11 protein-coding genes are annotated in these 19,421 nt (G+C 70.8%); 5 read left to right on the forward strand and 6 right to left on the reverse strand.

Going from position 1 to position 19,421, the window contains the following annotated elements:
* Nucleotides 1–367: 367 nt before the first annotated feature.
* Both AB6807_RS15665 and tet read right to left on the reverse strand, forming a co-directional pair.
* Nucleotides 368–3,154, reverse strand: a complete 2,787-nt coding sequence (locus tag AB6807_RS15665; protein ID WP_371085303.1) for a C1 family peptidase — start codon at nt 3,152–3,154, stop codon at nt 368–370.
* Between the two features lie 140 nt (nt 3,155–3,294).
* The gene (gene tet, locus AB6807_RS15670) at nt 3,295–4,476 is read right to left on the reverse strand and encodes a Tet(A)/Tet(B)/Tet(C) family tetracycline efflux MFS transporter (RefSeq protein ID WP_371085431.1); all 1,182 of its coding nucleotides are present in this window, start codon (nt 4,474–4,476) and stop codon (nt 3,295–3,297) included.
* A gap of 150 nt (nt 4,477–4,626) precedes the next feature.
* Here tet and tetR point away from each other — a divergent pair, with 150 nt between their 5' ends.
* Nucleotides 4,627–5,316, forward strand: coding sequence for a tetracycline resistance transcriptional repressor TetR (gene tetR / locus AB6807_RS15675; RefSeq protein WP_371085304.1), 690 nt, complete (start codon nt 4,627–4,629; stop codon nt 5,314–5,316).
* A 13-nt stretch (nt 5,317–5,329) separates the two neighbouring features.
* Here tetR and AB6807_RS15680 read toward each other — a convergent pair whose 3' ends face one another.
* Nucleotides 5,330–6,160: an alpha/beta fold hydrolase gene (locus tag AB6807_RS15680; protein WP_371085432.1), complete on the reverse strand. Its 831-nt coding sequence runs from the start codon at nt 6,158–6,160 to the stop codon at nt 5,330–5,332.
* A gap of 322 nt (nt 6,161–6,482) precedes the next feature.
* Between AB6807_RS15680 and AB6807_RS15685 the strand changes: the two genes are divergently transcribed.
* Both AB6807_RS15685 and AB6807_RS15690 read left to right on the forward strand, forming a co-directional pair.
* Entirely contained in the window at nt 6,483–7,352 is an 870-nt protein-coding gene (locus AB6807_RS15685; protein ID WP_371085305.1) for an AraC family transcriptional regulator, read from the forward strand.
* A gap of 37 nt (nt 7,353–7,389) precedes the next feature.
* Entirely contained in the window at nt 7,390–7,806 is a 417-nt protein-coding gene (locus tag AB6807_RS15690; protein WP_371085306.1) for a cupin domain-containing protein, read from the forward strand.
* 1 nt (nt 7,807) lies between these two features.
* Here the strand turns inward: AB6807_RS15690 and AB6807_RS15695 are convergent, their stop codons facing one another.
* The 3 genes from AB6807_RS15695 to AB6807_RS15705 form a co-directional block, all read right to left on the reverse strand.
* Nucleotides 7,808–9,442 carry a GMC family oxidoreductase gene (locus AB6807_RS15695; RefSeq protein ID WP_371085307.1) on the reverse strand — a complete coding sequence of 545 codons (1,635 nt, stop codon included), beginning with the start codon at nt 9,440–9,442 and terminating at the stop codon, nt 7,808–7,810.
* A 9-nt stretch (nt 9,443–9,451) separates the two neighbouring features.
* The gene (locus AB6807_RS15700) at nt 9,452–15,310 is read right to left on the reverse strand and encodes an MG2 domain-containing protein (protein ID WP_371085308.1); all 5,859 of its coding nucleotides are present in this window, start codon (nt 15,308–15,310) and stop codon (nt 9,452–9,454) included.
* Between the two features lie 159 nt (nt 15,311–15,469).
* A complete protein-coding gene (locus tag AB6807_RS15705) occupies nt 15,470–16,981 on the reverse strand; it encodes a CoA-acylating methylmalonate-semialdehyde dehydrogenase (protein ID WP_116911473.1) in 1,512 nt (503 codons plus the stop codon).
* 140 nt (nt 16,982–17,121) lie between these two features.
* On the opposite strand from AB6807_RS15705, the gene AB6807_RS15710 reads away from it, so the two are divergent.
* On the forward strand, nt 17,122–18,102 hold the full coding sequence (locus tag AB6807_RS15710) for a LysR family transcriptional regulator (RefSeq protein WP_371085309.1): 981 nt from the start codon (nt 17,122–17,124) through the stop codon (nt 18,100–18,102).
* 148 nt (nt 18,103–18,250) lie between these two features.
* Nucleotides 18,251–19,417, forward strand: coding sequence for an MlaE family ABC transporter permease (locus tag AB6807_RS15715; RefSeq protein ID WP_371085310.1), 1,167 nt, complete (start codon nt 18,251–18,253; stop codon nt 19,415–19,417).
* The last annotated feature ends 4 nt before the right edge of the window (nt 19,418–19,421 follow it).

Here is a 19,421-nt window from a genome sequence, read left to right on the forward strand (position 1 = left end):
TGAGCGGCGATGAGATACGCGCGATGTTGTGAGGCAGTCGGCCCTCACCCTAGCCCTCTCCCGCAAGCGGGAGAGGGGACAACACGACACACCCCGCCGCGCTGAATTCGTCCCCGATGTATTGCTCCCTCCCCTTCCGGGGGAGGGCTGGGGTGGGGGCACGCGGCGGTGAAGTCCGCGCGATGTTGTGAGGCCGTCGGCCCTCACCCTAGCCCTCTCCCGCAAGCGGGAGAGGGGACAACACGACGGCCCCCGCTGCGCCGAATTCGCCCCTGATGCATTGCCCCCTCTCCCGCTTGCGGGAGAGGGCTGGGGTGAGGGTGAGCGGCGATGAAGTCCGCGCGACGCAACAAGCCTCCCGCCCCACCTAGCGCATCGTCTTCAAATCGATCAGCGTGCGCTGGTCCCTCAGCGACGACTCCGAGCGGCGGAACATCGGCGTGGTGCCGTCGCGTTCGGCGGCCACGTGCGCCGGCATCGGCTGCGCGCGCGCGACACCCGCCCGCACTGCCCGCCCGGCCTTGCCCGCCACCCCGCGCGCAGACCGGCTCGGTGCCCCCGCCCCCGCAACAATCCGCCTGAACGTCGACATCACCGTCTTCTCGTCGTCGTCGAAGTCCCCATGGTGCATCGCGCCCGAGGCCCCTTGCGAATCCGCCGGCGCGTTGTTCGGCGCCAGCACCAGCTCCGCGCCCAGCTGCTCGAAGGTGCTGCGCAGGCCCGCGTCGATCCAGCGCTCCATGCCCAGGATGGGCTCGCCCTCGCGGAACAGCGGAATGCGCTGCTGCGCCTCGAACGCGGCGGACACCAGGTACAGCAGCGACTTGTTGTAGATCCTGGCGCAGTTGTCGTCGCGCTCGGTCTTGTCGCTCAGCGCGAACACGGCCATCTTGCCCAGCGAGCCTTTCTGCATCGCGGGCAGGTAGGCCGAGCGGAACAGGTCCACCGTGCAGGCCGGCGCCCACAGCGTGCACGTTTCCACCTTCAGGCCGCGGTCGGTCAGCAGCTTCACCACCGGCGCCAGCAGGATGGAACCCGCGCTGTGGCCCACCATGTGGATCTCCAGCCCGGGCAGCTTCTTCGCGAGCGCCTTCAGCTGGTCGGCCACCAGCACCGCGGCGCCGCCGGGGTCGCTGGCGGCCAGCGCGTTCTGCTTCATCTCGTCCCACGCCGACTTGCCGGTGAGCACGCGCGCCAGCGGCTCCAGCGCGTCGTCGAGCCGGTCGAGCATGAAGTCCTTAGTGGCGTCGAGCACGCCTTCGGGGCGGCGCCGGCTCACCGTGTCCTTCAGGATGTTGGTGACGGTGGTCCAGTAGTCGGTGCGCCAGATGAAGGCCAGCGGGTACACGTTGCCGCCCAGCAGCGGCGGGCGGTATTCGGCCAGCCGCTGCGTGGCGGCCTGCTCGCTCACCAGGCCGCCGTGCGCGTAGAGCAGGATGCGCGGCTTGTCCCAGCCCTGGGTCACGCGCGGAATGTCCTGCTCGAAGATCTGCGCCAGCTCGGCCGGCGTGCTGCCGTAGTCGCCGCCGGCCTTCAGCGTGCCGTTGTTGCCGACGCTCACAATGTGCGGGCGCAGGTCGGCGAACGAATAGGCGTTCGACTGCGCCGAGGTCGACGCATGCACCGACGCGATCGACTCCAGCTTGCGCAGCGTGACCGGCGCACCCAGGCGCGCCACCCACGCGTCGGTGCCGTTCTCGAGCCAGTCGTCGTAGCTGATGCGCGCAAAGCCCTGCCGGCCCCACGACGCGCCCCACGAGTTCTGCAGCCAGAAGCCCTGGTCGTCGAACGCGACGATGGCGAAGGCGTGCCCGCCGGTGATGCTGTCCGACTGCGTGATGACGCCGTCGGCGCCCACGTCGTTCCAGCCCGCGTGCACGGTGCAGGTGACGTACAGCACGCCCACCTCCGCCAGCGCCGAGTGCATGGCCACGATGTCCTTGTGGTTCACCCGGAAGTAGGCGCCCAGCGGGCGGCGCAGCGCGTCGGACGTGCGCGCGTCGGTGAGGCCCTGCGGGTCGTTCTTCTTCGCGGGCGTGTAGGGGAACAGCGTCTCGGCGCACACGCCGTGCTTGTGCCAGCCCTTCATCGCGCCGCGCGCGCTGGAGCCGCTGTAGTTCTCGCCGGGCCATTCGTCGTAGCGGCGCGCCAGCTCGTAGAACATGCGCGGGCTCACCGGCGCGTTGTCGGGCACCACGCGCCGGCGCAACAGCAGGTAGTTGGCCACCGTGGCCAGGCCGAAGCCGGTGCACGCGCCCTCGCTGCCCTGGTCGAGGATGGGCACGCCCTGGTCCATATAGTCGCCCAGCGGCACGTGCGTGGGCACCTCGACCAGCGATGGGGTGTACATGAGGTCGCGAAAGTCGAGCGTGTCGGGGCGGGCGTCGAGCACGCGCACCGGGGCGTCGGCCGTGGCCTGTGCCGCACCCTTGCTTTTGCCCAGCTTCGTCGCCTTCACAGGCGGGGCGGGCTGCGCCGCTTCGTCCGCCGCGACGAGCTCGGGGCCACGCACGAGCGCGTCGATGGCGGCGGCGCTCGCGCGGGCCTTCGCACTGGGCTTTGCAACGGCGCCGGCCCGTGCACTGCCTGCGCGCTGCACCGGCGCGCTGGCGCCCAGCACCTGCTTTGCCACCGCGTAGAAACGCTCACGGTCGGCCGCGCCGTTCTGCCCGCCGTTGATGCGCCGCGTGATCTCGGTGAAGTTGCCCGCGTCCGCCAGTTCGTTGAGGCCCTTGCGCTGCCAGAACAGGCCGGCAATGGCAAAGCCCACCTCCGGCGTGGCGGCCTGCTGCGGGTTGCCGACCAGGTCGAGCCCCATCAGGTCGCCGAAGGTCTTGTAGTTGGCGCGCCCGGTGATCTGGATGGGCCCGCGGCCCTTGAAGCGCAGGCCGTCGCCGGGCTGGGTGTTGCCCAGGCGGCGCGCCAGGTCGCTGGGCGGCTCGTAGCGTTTCTGCGCGGCGGTGGGGCCCCAGATTTCTTCCATGAACTGCAGCTCGCCACTTTCGTGCGCCAGCTGCGCCAGGAAGGCCGCCATGCGCAGCGGCGTGTCGATGCCGTGCGAGGCCATGGCGTCGTTCAGCGGCTGCAGGAACAGCGCGCGCCGGCGCTGCGAGGCGTTGCGCATGACCTGCGCGAGTTGAAGATCGGTCAGCATGAAAGAAGCTCCTTCGGGCGATGACACGTCGCAAGCTGCGGCCCGCGCATCTTTCCGCGTGCGCGCGGCGAAGGAAATTCCACAAACTGCGTATGCCGAAGGTGGAGCGGGCCGTCATGCGGGCTCCGTGTTTCAGCCTGTCACGGCGAGGTCTTGCGCAACATCACCGGCAGGCACAGCACATACACCGCCGCGCCGGCGAGCCACACGATGCCCGGGAAGGTCGTGCGGTACGCGAAATACAGCGTGCTGATCAGCAGCGGCCCGACCACCGCCGCCAGGCTGGTGATGCTCGCGAGCACGCCCTGCAGCCGGCCCTGGTGCGCCTCGCCCACGCGCACCGACAGCGACGAGCGCAGCGCCGGCGCGCACACGCCGCCCAGGCACAGCAGCGGCAGCAGCGCGAGCGCCATCCAGCCGCGCGTGGCGAAGGCGATGAGCGCGTAGGCCGTGAAGTCGCACGCGGTGCCGATGGCGATGGCCGCGCTCTCGCCCCAGCGCTCGACCAGCGGCCCCGCCACGAAGGCCTGCACCAGCGCATGGAACAGGCCGAAGGCCGCGAGCGACAGGCCGACCATGGTGCCGTTCCAGGCGAACTTGTCCTCGCCGTACACCACCCAGGTGGTGCCCGCGACCTCGCCCACCAACACGAGCACCAGGAACACGCCGAGCATCGGCAGCAGCGCCGGAAAACCCGCGGCCCAGCGCAGCGGCGCGAGCGGGTGCAGCACGCCGCGGTCGAAGGGCTGCCGCGCGAGCGCCGGCGGGCGCGATTCGCGCAGCAGGAACAGGCCGGCCAGGAAGGTCAGGCCGTTGAGCACCGCCGCCGCGATGAAGGGCAGCCGCACGCCGTGGTCGCCGAGCACGCCGCCCAGCGCCGGCCCGGCGATGAAGCCCAGGCCGAAGCACGCGCCCATGCGGCCGAACCAGCGCGCGCGCTGGTGCTCGGGCGTGAGGTCGGCAATGGCGGCCGAGGCCACCGCCATGCTCGCGCCGGTCATGCCCGCGATGGCGCGGCCCACGAACAGCATCCACAACGAAGGCGCGAAGGCCATGAACAGCGCGTCGACCGCGGCGCCCAGCACCGAAACAAGCAGCACCGGCCGGCGGCCGAAGCGGTCGCTGAGCGCGCCGAGCACAGGCGCGCAGATGAACTGCATCAGCGCATAGAGCGAGAGGAAGGCGCCGAAGCGCCAGCCGAGGTTGCCGGTATGGCCGACCTCGCGCAGCAGGCTCGGCACGATGGGCATGACCAGGCTGATGCCGACGGCGTCGAGCGTGACGATCGCGAGGATCACCGCGTGCGCGTGGCTGCCGCCCATGAACGAGCCCTTGGGTGGGCCTGGATTGATGTTGGAATTTATCATTGATAAGGAATTATCAGCGATAAATTCCGGCCTGTGAAGCACCGGGTGCGGCATGGCATGCTCGGCCGCAATGACATCGGCACACCCACCCGCACACACTTCGGCATGAAACTCGACCGCGAAGCGATCCTCGAAGCGGCGCTGGCGCTGCTCGACGAGGTCGGCATGGACAAGCTCAGCACCCGGCTGCTGGCCGAACGGCTGGGCGTGCAGCAGCCCGCGCTGTACTGGCACTTCAAGAACAAGCGCGCGCTGCTGGACGCGATGAACGGCCAGATCCTGCACAGCGCGCACGAGCGCACGCTGCCGCGGCCTGGCGAAACCTGGGACATGTTCCTGCGCGAGAACGCGCGCAGCTTCAGGCGCGCGCTGCTGGCGCGGCGCGACGGGGCGCGTCTGCATGCGGGCTCCGAGCCCGACCCGGGCGACCTCGACATGGTCGAGGCCCAGCTCGCCGCGGTGGTCGAGCTGGGAGTGCCGGCGACGCAGGCGATGACGCTGCTGATCGCGCTGGGCCGCTACACCGTGGGCTGCGTGCTCGAGCAGCAGGCCACGCCGCCCGACGCCGAAGCGCAGCAGCAGGCGCTCGACGCCGCGGCGGCCTCGCGCCCGCTGCTGGCCGAGGCCTTCGCCCATTACCGCCGGGCCGGGCCGGACGCGCTGTTCGATGTCGGCGTGGACCTGATGCTCGAAGGCGCGAAGGCGCGCCTGGCGGGGGCGGCGGATGGTGCTGCGGGTGCCGCAGACACACCTCGCTCCGCCCCCAAGCGGCGCAGCCCCGCGCCGCGCCGCTGAAGGCCGCCCGGCCTCAGCCCTTCACGAAAGCCAGCAAGTCCGGGTTGATCACGTCCGCGTGCGTGGACAGCATGCCGTGCGGATAGCCGTCGTAGCTCTTCAGCGTTCCGTGCTTGAGCAGCTTGGCCGACAGCGGGCCGGAGTCGGCGTAGGGCACGACCTGGTCGTCGGTGCCGTGCATGACGAGCACGGGCACCTCGATCTTCTTCAGGTCTTCGGTGAAGTCGGTTTCCGAAAACGCCTTGATGCACTCGTAGTGCGCATTGGCCGCGCCCATCATGCCCTGCAGCCACCATCGGTCGATGAGGCCCTGCGAGACCTTCGCGCCCGGCCGGTTGAAGCCGTAGAACGGGCCGGCGGGCACGTCGATGAAGAACTGCGCGCGGTTGGCCGCCAGCGCGGCCCTGAAGCCGTCGAACACCTCCAACGGCAGGCCGCCGGGGTTGGCCGCCGTCTTCAGCATGATGGGCGGCACGGCGCTCACCAGCACCGCCTTGGCCACGCGGCCCGGCTTGGCGCGCGCCACATAGCGCGCCACCTCGCCGCCGCCCGTGGAGTGGCCGATGTGCACGGCGTTCTTCAGGTCCAGCGCGTCGGTGAGCGCGGCCACGTCGGCCGCGTAGGTGTCCATCTCGTGCCCGTCCGCGGTCTGCGAGGAACGGCCGTGGCCCCGGCGGTCGTGCGCGATCACGCGGTAGCCCTTGCCCAGGAAGTACAGCATCTGCGTGTCCCAGTCGTCCGCGCTCAGCGGCCATCCGTGGTGAAAGACGATGGGCTGCGCGTTGCGCGGGCCCCAGTCCTTGTAGAAGATGTTCGCGCCGTCTTTGGTCGTCACAAAGCTCATGGGAAGTCCTTTCAGGTGGTCGGAGGCCGCTGGCGCCGCGCGTTTCTGCGCGGCTGCCGCTGTGGAAGTACCGAGGGCGGACACGGTCGCGATGCCGGCCGCGCCCGCGAGAATACGCCGCCGCGAGGCGCCTGTCGCGGGGTTCGTCTTGATGTCGGACATGCTGTTTTTCATGGAGTGCGTGGTTGGCGGCGAACGCGGAATGCGTCGCCGCCCACGCACTGTCCGCCGAATCGCGCGACATATCTTGAACAAAATGCCTGCGTTTTTCACGTGGCCGCATGCGCTCGACGCGCGGCGCGGCTGCATCTAAAGTCGCCGCATGACACCTCGTTCCGCTGCCCCGGACTGGCTGCTGCGCGGCGCCGACAGCGGCGGCCTGGAGCGCATCGAAGCCTTCTTCGGGGGCAATGCGTACGCCCCGCACCGCCACGACACCTACGCCATCGGATGCACGGTGGCCGGTGTGCAATCGTTCATGTACCGCGCGTCGCTGCGACACAGCCTGGCGGGCAACACGGTGGTGCTGCATCCCGACGAACTGCACGACGGCCATGCCGGCACGGCCGAAGGCTTCCGCTATCGCATGCTGTACGTGGCGCCGTCACGGCTGCAGGAGGCACTGGGCGGCGCCGCCCTGCCCTTCGTCGCGGCGGGCGTGTCCACCGACCCGCGCCTTGCCCGCGCGGCCAGGGCGCTGCTGGACCACCTGGACGCACCGCTCGAAGCGCTCGAGGAAGACGATGCGCTGCTGTCGCTGGCGCTCGCCTTGCAGGCGGCCTCCGGAGCGCCTGCGCGCCCGGCGGCGGGCGACTTTCGCGCGGCGCGCATCGCACGCGAATTCATTCACGACGACCCCGACCGCGTCGTCACGCTGGACGCGCTCGCCGCGGCAACGGGACGCGACCGCTGGAGTCTGTCGCGGGACTTTCGCGCCTTCTTCGGAACCAGCCCCTACCGCTACGTCACGCTGCGCCGGCTCGACCGCGCGCGCGGCCACATGCTGGCCGGCCGCAGCCTCGCCGAATGCGCCGCCATGTCGGGGTTCGCCGACCAGAGCCACATGACGCGGCACTTCGTGCAGGCCTTCGGCGTGACGCCGGCCCGGTGGCTGCGCATTGCCAGCGTCGGGCGCGACCTTGAGAACGAACGACGCACGATCGTTCAAGACCCCGGGCCGGGCGCCTTCTAGAGTGCGGATCGACTGATTCCCCCGGACCGCCAGCGCCATGACATCGACCTCCACCACCACACCCCCCCCTGCTTCCAACCCCACCCCCACGCCCTACCTTGCCGTCAACCTGGCCGACAAGCTCTCGCGCCTGCACGAACACTGGTCGCAGCGCGTGGTGGCCGAAATGAACGACTACCAGTTCAAGATCGCCAAGCTGCAAGGCGACTTCGTGTGGCACAGCCATGCCGACACCGACGAGGCCTTCCTGGTCGTGGCGGGCGAGTTGCGCATCGACTTTCGCGACGGCGCGGTCACGCTGCGCGCCGGCGACATGTTCGTGGTGCCCCGGGGCGTCGAGCACAAGCCCTTCGCGCAGAGCGAGGCCCACGTGCTGCTCGTGGAGCCGCGCGGCGTGGTGAACACCGGCGACGCGCAAAGCGACCGCACCCGCCCGAACGACCTCTGGGCCTGACTCAGCGGTTGTCTTCGAGGATCCAGCCCGCGGCCTTCTCCGCCATCATCAACGTGGGGCTGTTGGTGTTGCCGCTGGTGATGGTGGGCATGGCGCCCGCGTCGACCACGCGCAGGCCCTTCACGCCGCGCACGCGCAGGTGCGCGTCGAGCACGGCCATCGGGTCGCCCTCGGCGCCCATCTTTGTGGTGCCCACCGGGTGGAAGATGGTGGTGGCGATGTCGCCGGCCAGCCGCGCCAGGTCTTCGTCGGTCTGGTACTGCACGCCGGGCTTCCACTCCTGCGGCTTGTATTTCGCCAGCGCGGGCTGCTCGGCGATGCGGCGCGTGACGCGCAGCGAGTCGGCCGCCACCTTGCGGTCTTCGTCGGTGCTCAGGTAGTTGGGCGCGATGGCCGGCGCGTCTTCGAAGCGCTTGCTCTTGATGCGCACCGAGCCCCGGCTCGTCGGGTTGAGGTTGCACACGCTCGCGGTGAAGGCCGGAAACGCGTGCAGCGGATCGCCGAAGGCGTCCAGCGACAGCGGCTGCACGTGGTACTGCAGGTTGGGCCATTCGCGCTCGGGCGAGCTGCGCGTGAAGGCGCCGAGCTGCGAGGGCGCCATGCTCATGGGGCCGCTGCGCTTCATGAGGTACTCCAGCCCGATCTTGGCCTTGCCCACCATCGACGAGGCCATCACGTTGAGCGTGGGCGCGCCGTCGATCTTGTAGACCGCGCGAATCTGCAGGTGGTCCTGCAGGTTGGCGCCGACGCCGGGCGCGTCGAGCACCACGTCGATGCCGTGCTGGCGCAGCAGCTCGGCCGGGCCGATGCCCGAGAGCTGCAGGATCTGCGGCGAGCCGATGGCGCCCGCGCTCAGCACCACCTCGCGCGTGGCGGTGGCCGTGGCCATCTCGGTGCCGTTCCACACCTCGGCGCCGGTGCAGCGGCGCGTGCCGTCGGGCAAGGTCTCGAACAGCAGGCGCGACACCTGCGCGCCGGTCCACAGCTCGAAGTTGGGCCTGCCATAGCAGGTCGGACGCAGGAAGGCCTTGGCCGTGTTCCAGCGCCAGCCGTTCTTCTGGTTGACCTGGAAGTAGCCCACGCCCTCGTTGCTGCCGCGGTTGAAGTCGGTGGAATGCGGCACGCCCGCCTGCTCCGCCGCCGCGGCGAAGGCGTCGAGGATGTCCCAGCGCAGGCGCTGCTTTTCGACGCGCCATTCGCCGCCGGCGCCGTGCATCTCGTCGGCGCCCAGGTAGTGGTCTTCGTGCTTCTTGAAGGCCGGCAGCACGTTCTGCCAGCGCCAGCCGTCGTCGCCCGTGAGCTCGGCCCAGTGCTCGTAGTCGCGCGACTGGCCGCGCATGTAGATCATGCCGTTGATGCTCGAGCAGCCGCCCAGCGTCTTGCCGCGCGGGTAGCGCAGCACGCGGCCGTTGAGGCCGGCGTCGGGCTCGGTGCTGTAGAGCCAGTCGGTGCGCGGGTTGCCGATGCAATACAGGTAGCCCACCGGAATGTGGATCCAGTGGTAATCGTCCTTGCGGCCCGCCTCGATGAGCAGCACGCGCTTGCTCCTGTCGGCGCTCAGCCGGTTCGCCATCAGCGAGCCCGCGGTGCCCGCGCCGATGATGATGTAGTCGAAGGTGTTGTCGTTGTCTCTCATCTTTTCTTCTCAGGGTTTGACGGTCATGGTCTGGGCAATGCCCTCGCCGAAAACTTCGGGTGCGTACATGGCCTCGGCGCGCACCGGCGGCAGCTTGAACTCGCCCGCGTTGTTCAGGCGCACGGTGTACTCCACTTGCCAGTTGCCGCGCGGCACGTAGCGAAAGTAGGCCTGGTAGCTGTCGGTGGCGCGCTCGATGTGGCTGGGCCAGGCCCATCCCGCGCGGGTCTCGCCGCGCTGCGCGAGCTGGCTTTCGCGGCCCAGGCCGCGCCCCAGCTGGCTGGCGCCCGAGGGCACGGCGTCGCGCACCACCACCCAGGTCTGCTCGGCGGTGGATTCGAGGTCGAGCCGCACGCGGTAGACGTCGCCCACCGACCACTGGCCCTTGCGCTTCTGCGTCACCGGCGTGACCGTGCGGCGCACCACGAGGCCGTTGGCCACGGGCTGCGTGTTGCGCACCGCGGCCAGCGTGCTGATGGTGGCCCAGGGCTTGCCGTTGCCTTCGTGGCGCAGCTGCAATGTGCCCTGTGCTCCCTGGGCTGGCCAGGGCAGCAGCACGCTCGGCGCCCTGGCATCGGTCCACGCCGCGTCGCGCGTGGCGCGGCCCAGGGTGGCGTGCGTGACGCCGTCGACCGGCCCGGCCTCGAACTGCTGCTGGAAGCGGCGCAGCGCCACGGTGCTCCACGCGTTGCCCGTGGTGGTGCTCCAGCGGCCCGCGTCCTGGCGGCCCACCAGGCCCTGGGTGATGAGCGGCGCGTCGGCCTTCCAGGCGGCATCGGTCTGCGCCCATTGCTGCGCCAGCAGCGCCATGCGCGCGGCGATGCTGTCGCCGCTCCACATGAACCACCACCAGTGCTGGGCCGACTCGTCGCGCCAGCGCAGGCGCGTGCCCTGCACGTCGAAGCGGCTGCGCAGCTGCGCGCCGGCTTCGTTCAACGCGGCGTCGCGTTCAGCCTCGGCTGGCATGGCCATGAGCGTGCGCGACCAATCGACCAGCGACTGCGCCGAGAGCGCGTCGAGCGCCTTCGGCCGCACCACGATCTTCGCGCGACCGTGCTCCACCAGCGTGGCCTGCGCGGCGAGCTGCCGGGGCTCCAGGTCGTTGCGCGGCGCCCAGTCTTGCGCGGCCAGGCGGCCCTGCAGCAGCGCGTCGAGCGCATCGAGCATGCGCGCGCGTTGCGCCTCGGGCACGGGCCAGTCCTTGGCGCGGGCCAGGTCGAGCAGCTGCACGGTGAGCATCTCGCTGCCCGAGAGCGTGGCCTCGGGAAAGTAGCGCGCCAGGCCCTGGCCGTCGATGTACTTCGGCAGCGTGGCCATGAGCGCGTCCCACCCCGCGCGGTCGTCGAGCGAGACGAAGCGCGAGCTCTGCTGCTCCAGGCACAGGTACGGGTACTGCGCCATCCAGCGCATCGACTCGGCCAGCGCGGCATCGACCAGGCTGGACTGCAGCGCGACGCGCACGCCGCCGGTCAGGGGCGACGCATCGCGCGGCTGCACCACCGGCACCGCACCGGCATCGGCCACCGAGAGCAAGGTCGACTGGCGCACGGTCACGGGCAAGGCCGGCACCACGCGCTGGGTGATTTCCAGCGCGTCGCGCTCTTCCCCGCCCTGCGCGCTGATGCGCCAGCGCAACGCGCCCGCGCCGGCGGGCACGGCGACGGGCCACAGCAGCTCCTGCGTCTGCCCGGCCGCGAGCTGCACGCGCCGTTCGATCTTCAGGCCGCGCGCGGCCAGCGCGTCGGCGGGCACCACGTCGCGCGCGCCAGGCCAGTCGCCGCCGGGCTCGACCGCGGCCTCGGCCTTCAGCACCACGGCCAGCGGCGTCTTGCCGGTGTTGCGCAGGCTCAGCTTCTGCACGATGGCGTCGTCCGCGCGCAGCAGCTCGGGCAGGCCGCTGAAGATCTGCAGCGGCTGCGTGCTGGTGAGCGTGGCTTCGCCCTGGCCGAACTGCGCCTCGCCCGCGCTGGCGACGGCGACGATGCGGAACTGCGTGAGCGCGTCGTTCAGCGGCACGGAGACGCGCGCGATGCCCTGGGCGTCGGTGCGCAGGTCGGTGCGCCAGAGGATCAGCGACGACATGTCGCTGCGCGGAGGCGGCGCCTGGGACACGTTCGCGCCCGCGACCTTGGCGGCCGACGGCGCGGGGGCCATGGCCGACACAGGTGCCGCCACGCCCGGCACGGCACCGAACCGGCTGCGCGCAGCCTCGTCGTCCGGCAGGTATCGCGGCTGCGGCCCCACGTCCACGCGCCGCTGCAGGCGCGCATCGAGCGCGGTGGTGCTGACCGCGTTGCCACGCGGGGCGAACATCGCGGCGGCCAGCGCCCAGGTGCCGTTGGGCTTGAGCGACAGCAAGGCCTGGTCGATGGCGGCCAGCGTCACGTTCGCGTTGGCCACGGGCTGGCCGGCGGCGTCGCGCACCGCCACTTCCATCGGCACCTGCGCGCGCGGCCGCGCCGTCGCAGCCACGGGGCGCACGCCGACGGACAGCGTCCAGGCGTCGGGGCGCACCTTGACCTCGACGCGTTGCGTGCTCGACAGCGGGGCGTCCTTGCCCGCGTCGTTGCCCACGTCGTTGCCCACATCCTTGCCCACCCCCTGCAGCGGGTACACGTAGCGCGCGGACAGGTGCACATTGGGCGCGTAATGCGCGCCCAGCGGCAGCGGAATGCGCTGCGTCATCGAGGTGAGCGCGTGCACGCTGGCGGCCAGCACGCCTTCGCGCTCGGTGGTGAGCAGCAGGTTCGCCGGCAGGCGCTCGGGCCGGGCGACGACGATGGCGGTCTCGCCGGGGCCGAAGACCGGGCCGCTCTCTTTGCTTTCCAGCTGCAGCACGTCGCGCGCCACCGCCGCCTGCCAGCCCAGCGTCCAGCGGTACTGCAGCATCTCGGTGCGCACGACGGCGCGGCTGTGCTTCAGCGAAGACGCGCTGGCGCTGAACAGCCATTGCTCGGGCAACGGCACCTCACGGGCGCTCTGGTTGCCCTGCGCGTCCGCCGCGGGCTGCGGCAGTTGCCACTCGCACGCCCACTGGCCCTGCGCATCGGTGCGGGTGCTGCACACCTCCACCTCGGCGCCGACATCGATGACCTGGTTGCGGCCGCTGTTCCACTCCCGGCGCACCGGCTTGACCCGCACCGTCACCGGCTCGTCGGCCACCGGCTGGTCCTTGTCGTCGAGCGCGATGCCTTCGACGGCCTGCGGCCGGTCGCGGTCCTTCGCGCGCAGGCGCAGGCCGAGCTTCATGCGGTCGGGCCACAGCATGGCGGTGCCGCCGACGGCCTGGGTCTCGCCGTTCGGGTCCTGGAACTTCAGCTCGGTCTGCAGCAGCCACGGCCGCGCGAGCGGCGGTGCCTTCAGGCGGACCTGCGCCTTGCCGTTGCCGTCGAGCCTCGTCTCCTGGCGCGGCGTGCCGGCCCGCATGTCGGGTGGCGGGGCCGGTTCGGCGTCGATGCCTTCCTCGTAGAACGAATACCCCGCGCGCGGACTGCGCACCGTGCGCAACCAGCCCTGCTGCACGCTCACGGGCAGGCCCGCCGCGGCGCCACCGGCGAAGTAGCCCAGGCGCGCGTCGAGCTGCGCCACCTGCACGTCGCGCTCCCAGAACGCCTTGGCCTGCAGCGCGGCATCGAACACCGGCGTGCGGAACTCCTCGACCTGGAACTGCGCGCTCGCCAGCTGCATGCCGCCTTGCGACACCAGCACGGTGTACGCGCCGAGCCTGGCATCGAGCGGAATCGTCCACTCGCTGGCCGCGCTGCCGTCGGTGCCCAGCGGCACACTGGCGGTGTTCACCTTGTCGCTGTACTGGTAGCGGATGTCGACGTCGAGCGTGCCCGCCGGCGGCAGCGCGAAGCCTCGGCTTTCGAGCAGCCGCACCACGTGCTGCATGTGGACGGTTTCGCCGGCCTTGAACAGGGTGCGGTCGAGCACGGTGTGGGCGCGCAGGCCCTGCGCGCCGCGCGCCATGCCGTAGCTGTTCCAGCCCGCCGACGCCTGCATCACCGCCATGTCCTGGCCTGCGCGCACGACCACCCAGGCGCTGTTGCCATAGCCGCCATGGCCGCCATAGCCCCCGTGGCGCCGCTGCGCGAGGTTCGCCGTGCCTTCGTTGCACGCCAGCTTGCCGCGCAAGGCCTCGCCCGGCTGCGCGAGGCCCTGGGCATCGCTCTTGCCGCGCCACAGCAGTTCGCGCGTGCACGAATAGACCGCCACGTCGGCACCGGCCACGGGCTGCGCGCTGTCGAGGGCGGTCACCCACACCACCGAGGCGCCCGTGTCGCTGAGGCTGGCGCCGGGGTTGAGGTTGGTCGCCTGCACGACCGCATAGCGCTGGCGTGGTCCGGTGTCGGGCGTTTCGCCTGACAGCGGCTTGCGGTTGTCCATGTACTCGGCGAAGGCATCGCTGTCGGCGCGCACCACGTGCAGGCCGGGCGCGGCCAGCGGCGCACCGACGAACTCCATCGCATCGCCGCGCGTGGCGAGCGTCGACGTGGACGGCGTGCCGAACTTGGCGGCGAGCGGCTCGGGAGATTCCAGCCCCGCCTGCCCCGCCTGCCGAACCTGCAGCAGCTCGATGGCGTGGACCTCGATGCCCTCGCCCATCTCGCCGCCGAGCCGCCATTGCCGCAGCGGCACCGACTTTTCGGTGCGGCGCACGGCGAAGGCGGCGACAGCGGGGGAGCCGGCGCCGGGTCGCCACGGCATGACCGACAGCGAATTCACCGGGCCCAGGTACGGCGGCAGGCGCGCGAACTGCACCGCCTTCGGAAACTCGCCGCCATTGGCCAGCCGCCGGCCGAGCACGTCGCTCAAGCCCGGCGGCATCTGCAGCGTGTAGCGGCTGTCTTCGCCGAAGCCGCCGGCGGGCGGCACCACCAGCACCTGCGTGGCCTGCGCGACGTTGTTCCACAGGGGCGAGGGCTTCAGCGCCACCTCGGCGCCCGATGCATTCACGAGGCGCAACTGCTGCGCGACCTGCACGTCCACCGGCGCGGAAAACTGGATGACGGGCGGCTGGCGCGGATCGCAGGCCTGGTGCCCCTTCGGGTAGTTGACGATGGTGCAGTCGACCCGCGCCGTGAACGGCGAGCGCACCCGGTAGTTGAAGAGCCGCGGCTGCGCCGTGCCCACGGGCGCCTGGCGCAGCCGCAGTTCGGCACCTTCGGGCACGGGCTGGGCGCAGCGCAGGGCCAGCGCGAAGCGCACGTCCTGCATGCCGGGCACCGCACGGCGCGCGGCATCGAGCGCGGCACCGGTCACGGCCATGGCGGGTTGGCTCAGCACCTTGTCGCCGGCGCGCTGCTCGCAGGTGAAGCCGGCCGCCAGGGTGTGCGCGTCGGCGCCCGGCTGCGGGTCGTGGTGCTGCAGCAGAAAGACCTGGTCGGGCGCCACTTCGGCACCCTCGGACGGATAGGAGGCGAAGAACCCGTACGGCCCCGCGACGAAGCCCGCCGCCGGCGGCGTGGCGACGGCCTCGCCCGCCAATGTCTTGAGCCCCGGCTTGAACACGACATTGCAGCGCGTGCCGCCGCGCACGTCCGCCGCGAACTCGAAGGCCCAGGCGCGCGGGCCGATCCAGCGCGCGCGGCCTTCAGGCGTCTGCGGGGAACATTGAAGGGTGGCCGGCTCGGCGCCATCGCCTCCACCCTGGCCCTGGCCGAGCGGGACCATGTCGGCATCGAAGCGCACCGCCACCTGGCGCACGTCGCGCGCCTCGCCCTGCGGGCTGACGCTGAGCACGCCCGCCGCATGGAGCGGCGCGGCCGCGAGTGCCGACGCGCACGCCACGGCCGATGCCAGCACGCGCAGCAGTGCGCCGCGGGCTGGCAGGGGAAAGATCCTCCGGGGGTGGTTCTCGGCCATTTGTCTCCTCGCTCCTCTCTGGGTGTTCTGGAATTGGACGTGAAAGGCGTCCAGGTTTCTAACTGTTCATCGCGAACTCTACGAAAGAAAAAATTCAGAACTGGAGGAGTGAGGAAACCCGGCGCCGGAGGGGTCCGGGCCGGGGCCGCGCGGGTCGCCTTACTTGGCGGTGGGCATCACGAACTCGGCGCCCTTGCCGATGCTCTCGGGCCAGCGCTGCATGACCGACTTCTGCTTGGTATAGAAGCGCACGCCCTCTTCGCCGTAGGCGTGCATGTCGCCGAACAGCGAGCGCTTCCAGCCGCCGAAGCCGTGCCAGGCCATGGGCACCGGAATCGGCACGTTGATGCCGACCATGCCCACCTGGATGCGGCGGCTGAACTCGCGCGCCACGTTGCCGTCGCGGGTGAAGCAGCTCACGCCGTTGCCGAACTCGTGCGCGTTGACGAGGTCGACCGCGTCCTTGAAGTTCGCCACGCGCACGCAGCCGAGCACCGGGCCGAAGATTTCTTCCTTGTAGATGCGCATCTCGGGCGTGACGTTGTCGAACAGCGTGCCGCCCATCCAGAAGCCGTCGCCGCAGCCTTCGCCGGCCTTGCTGGCGTCGAAGCCGCGGCCGTCGACCAGCAGCGTGGCGCCTTCCTTCACGCCCTGGTCGATGTAGCCGGTGATGCGCTCGTGCGCGGCGCGCGTGACGATCGGGCCCATCTCTGCGGCCAGGTTGGTGCCGTTGAGCACCTGCAGGGTCTTGGTGCGCTCGACGAGCTTGGGAATGATCTTGTCTGCCACGTCGCCCACCAGCACCGCCACGCTGATCGCCATGCAGCGTTCGCCGGCCGAGCCGTAGCCCGCGCCGATGAGCGCGTCCACCGTCTGGTCGATGTCGGCGTCGGGCAGCACCACCATGTGGTTCTTCGCGCCGCCCAGGGCCTGCACGCGCTTGCCGTGGCGGGCGCCGGTTTCGTAGATGTAGTTGGCGATGGGCGTGGAGCCCACGAAGCTGATGGCCTTCACATCCGGGTGCTCGAGCAGCGCGTCGACGGCGACCTTGTCGCCCTGCACCACGTTGAACACGCCGTCGGGCAGGCCGGCTTCCTTCAGCAGCTCGGCCATGCGCAGCGAGGCGCTCGGGTCGGTCGGGCTGGGCTTGAGCACGAAGGTGTTGCCCGCGGCGATGGCCACCGGGAACATCCACATCGGCACCATCACCGGAAAGTTGAACGGCGTGATGCCGGCGACCACGCCCAGGGGCTGGCGCAGGGTCCAGTTGTCGATGCCGGTGCTCACCTGGTCGGTGAAGTCGCCCTTGAGCAGCTGCGGAATGCCGCAGGCGAACTCGACGATGTCGATGCCGCGGCTGACCTCGCCCTGCGCGTCGGTGAAGACCTTGCCGTGCTCGGCGGTGATGAGGTGGGCCAGCTCGTCCTTGTGCTCGTTGAGCAGCTGCAGGAACTTGAACATGACGCGCGCGCGGCGGATCGGCGGGGTGTCGGCCCAGGCCGGGAAGGCGGCCTGCGCGGCGGCCACGGCGGCGCCGACCTGCGCGGCATCGGCCAGGCCGGCCTTGCCGGTGACGGCGCCGGTGGCGGGGTTGGTCACGTCCTGCGTGCGGCCGGAGGTGTTGGCAGCGGGCTTGCCGGCGATGAAGTGGTCGATGGAGGTGGTGGACATGAAGAGGGCCTTGAAGGGCGTTGCTGTCAGGGGGAAGTCGGGAGGATGTCGGGAACGATGCGGCCAGTTTAGGCAGCGGCACGGCCCGCGCCTAGCCACGAGGCTTGAACTTATTGTTCACTCTGCTGAACAATGCAAGCATGAAACCCCAAAATATCGAGGCGCTGTGGACGCACCTGCACTGGCTCACGGTGCTGGCCCAGCAGGGCAGCTTCACGGCCGCGGCGCTGCGCCTGGGCGTGAGCAAGGCGGCCATGAGCCAGCGCATCGCCGAACTCGAGCGGGCCGCGGAGGCGCCGTTGGTGCAGCGCACCACGCGCAGCGTGCGGCTCACCGAGGCCGGCCAGCGGCTGGTGGAAGACATGCGCGGGCCCTTCGAGCAGATTGCCCACAGCTTTGCCGGCGTGCGCGACCTGGCGGGCGTGCCGCGCGGGCTGGTGCGCGTCACGGCGCCGGTGGCCTTCGCGCGCCAGCAGCTGGTGCCGCGGCTGGCCGACTTCCTGCGCGCGCACCCCGAGATCCGCATCGAGCTGGACCTGTCCGACCGGCTGAGCTCGCTGGCCATGGAAGGCTTCGACCTGGCCATCCGCCACACGGCGGCACCGCCCGACACGCACGTGGCCTGGACGCTGTGCGAAACCCGCTCGCTGCTGGTGGCCAGCCGCGCCTACCTGCGCCGCCGCGGCACGCCGCGCGAGCCGCAGGCGCTGGCCGGGCACGACTGCCTGCACTACCCGCGCGCGCAGGACACGCCGACCTGGCACTTCGAGGCGCGAAAGCCGTCGCCGAAAACCACTAGTAGATCTGCAGGCAAGGCCACGAGCAAACCCACGGCCCCCCGCATCACGGTGCCGGTGTCGGGCCCGCTGGTCGCCAACAACAGCGAAGCGTTGCGCGACGCGGCCGCCACGGGGCTGGGCATTGCGCTGGTGCCCGACTTCAGCGCGCAGTCGGCGCTGCAGTCGGGCAAGCTGGTGGAGGTGCTGCCGCAGTGGCGCTCGGTGGGCGCCTTCGGCGAGCGGCTGTACGCGATACGGCCCTACGCCACGCACGTGCCGCAGGCGGTGACGGCTTTCGTGGGCTGGCTGCGCGCCACGCTGGCGGACGGCTTCGCCGCATGATTTCGTAAGCAGCGTTACCTGAAGAAAACCTGAACAAACGGCGTCGTGCCCTACGCACACGAAGGGTCTGTGACATAAGACTCACGGATGCACCCGGTTACGATGCGCCCAACCCCCGCTTTTTGTTTACTTTCCCCTCATTCGCCCTATGTCCCCTGCCACATCGCCTGCCGACGCTTCAGCCGCCGACAGCGCGTGGCCCCGCGTCGGGCAGCGTGAACAGGAAGGCCGGCAATGGACGGTGGCCAGCGGCCGCTGGACCGCGCTGGGCATGTCGTCCAAGCCGGCGTGGACGGCACTGTCGAAGAGCCTCGAGGCCGCCCCCGCCGCCGACGACCGCGCCTGGGATTTGCGCCCCGTCGAGCAGCTCGACCACATCGGCGCGCAGCTGCTGTGGGAGCACTGGCGCCACCAGTGGCCCGCCACGCTGGAAATGGGGCCGCAGCACAAGGCGGTGCTCGACCAGGTGGCGCAATACACCGTCGCCACGCCCGACGAACCCGCCCCCACGCTGATCGACCGCGTGCGCGCGTTCTCGCACAACGGGCCGCGCGCCATGTACGTGATGCGCGACCTGACGGAGCTGATCGGGCAGCTGGCCATCGACGTGGGCCGGCTCATCAAGGCGCCGCACCGCGGGCCGTGGCGCGACTTCTCGGGGCACCTGTACCAGTTCGGCGCCACGGCGCTGCACATCACGGCGCTGGTCGGGCTGCTGATCGGCGTGGTGCTGGCCTACCTGATCTCGCAGCAGCTGCGCCAGTACGGCGCCGAGACCTTCGTGGTGAACATCCTCGGGCTGTCGCTGGTGCGCGAGCTCGGGCCGGTGCTGGCGGCGGTGCTCATCGCCGGGCGCTCGGGCTCGGCCATCACCGCGCAGATCGGCGTGATGCGCGTCACCGAAGAGCTCGACGCCATGCGCGTCATGGGCATTCCGCACGGCTTCCGGCTGGTGATGCCGCGGGTGCTGGCGCTGGCCATCGCGATGCCGCTCATCAGCCTGTGGACCTCGATGGCGGCGCTGGCCGGCGGCATGCTGGCGGCCGACGCGGCGCTGGACATTTCACCGGCCTACTTTCTCTCGGCGCTGCCGCGCGCGGTGCCCATCTCGAACCTGTGGCTGGCCATGGCCAAGTCGGCGGTGTTCGGCGTGCTCATCGCGCTGATCGGCTGCTACTTCGGCATGAAGGTCAAGCCCAACACCGAGAGCCTGGGGCGCGGCACCACGTCGTCGGTGGTGACCTCGATCACCGCGGTGATCCTCGTGGACGCCTTGTTCGCCGTGCTCTTCAAGGGCATCGGGTTCCGCGGATGACGCC

The sequence above is a fragment of the Variovorax sp. RCC_210 genome (assembly GCF_041355175.1).
Classification (GTDB): Bacteria; Pseudomonadota; Gammaproteobacteria; order Burkholderiales; family Burkholderiaceae_C; genus Variovorax.

Bases quoted from the DNA above. Each gene is read 5' to 3' on its own strand.
- AB6807_RS15690 (WP_371085306.1), top strand. From the start codon at position 7,390: ATGACATCGACCTCCACCACCACACCCCCCCCTGCTTCCAACCCCACC.
- tet (WP_371085431.1), bottom strand. From the start codon at position 4,476: ATGGGCGGCAGCCACGCGCACGCGGTGATCCTCGCGATCGTCACGCTC.
- AB6807_RS15685 (WP_371085305.1), top strand. From the start codon at position 6,483: ATGACACCTCGTTCCGCTGCCCCGGACTGGCTGCTGCGCGGCGCCGAC.
- AB6807_RS15715 (WP_371085310.1), top strand. From the start codon at position 18,251: ATGTCCCCTGCCACATCGCCTGCCGACGCTTCAGCCGCCGACAGCGCG.
- AB6807_RS15700 (WP_371085308.1), bottom strand. From the start codon at position 15,310: ATGGCCGAGAACCACCCCCGGAGGATCTTTCCCCTGCCAGCCCGCGGC.
- AB6807_RS15705 (WP_116911473.1), bottom strand. From the start codon at position 16,981: ATGTCCACCACCTCCATCGACCACTTCATCGCCGGCAAGCCCGCTGCC.
- AB6807_RS15710 (WP_371085309.1), top strand. From the start codon at position 17,122: ATGAAACCCCAAAATATCGAGGCGCTGTGGACGCACCTGCACTGGCTC.
- tetR (WP_371085304.1), top strand. From the start codon at position 4,627: ATGAAACTCGACCGCGAAGCGATCCTCGAAGCGGCGCTGGCGCTGCTC.
- AB6807_RS15665 (WP_371085303.1), bottom strand. From the start codon at position 3,154: ATGCTGACCGATCTTCAACTCGCGCAGGTCATGCGCAACGCCTCGCAG.
- AB6807_RS15695 (WP_371085307.1), bottom strand. From the start codon at position 9,442: ATGAGAGACAACGACAACACCTTCGACTACATCATCATCGGCGCGGGC.
- AB6807_RS15680 (WP_371085432.1), bottom strand. From the start codon at position 6,160: ATGAGCTTTGTGACGACCAAAGACGGCGCGAACATCTTCTACAAGGAC.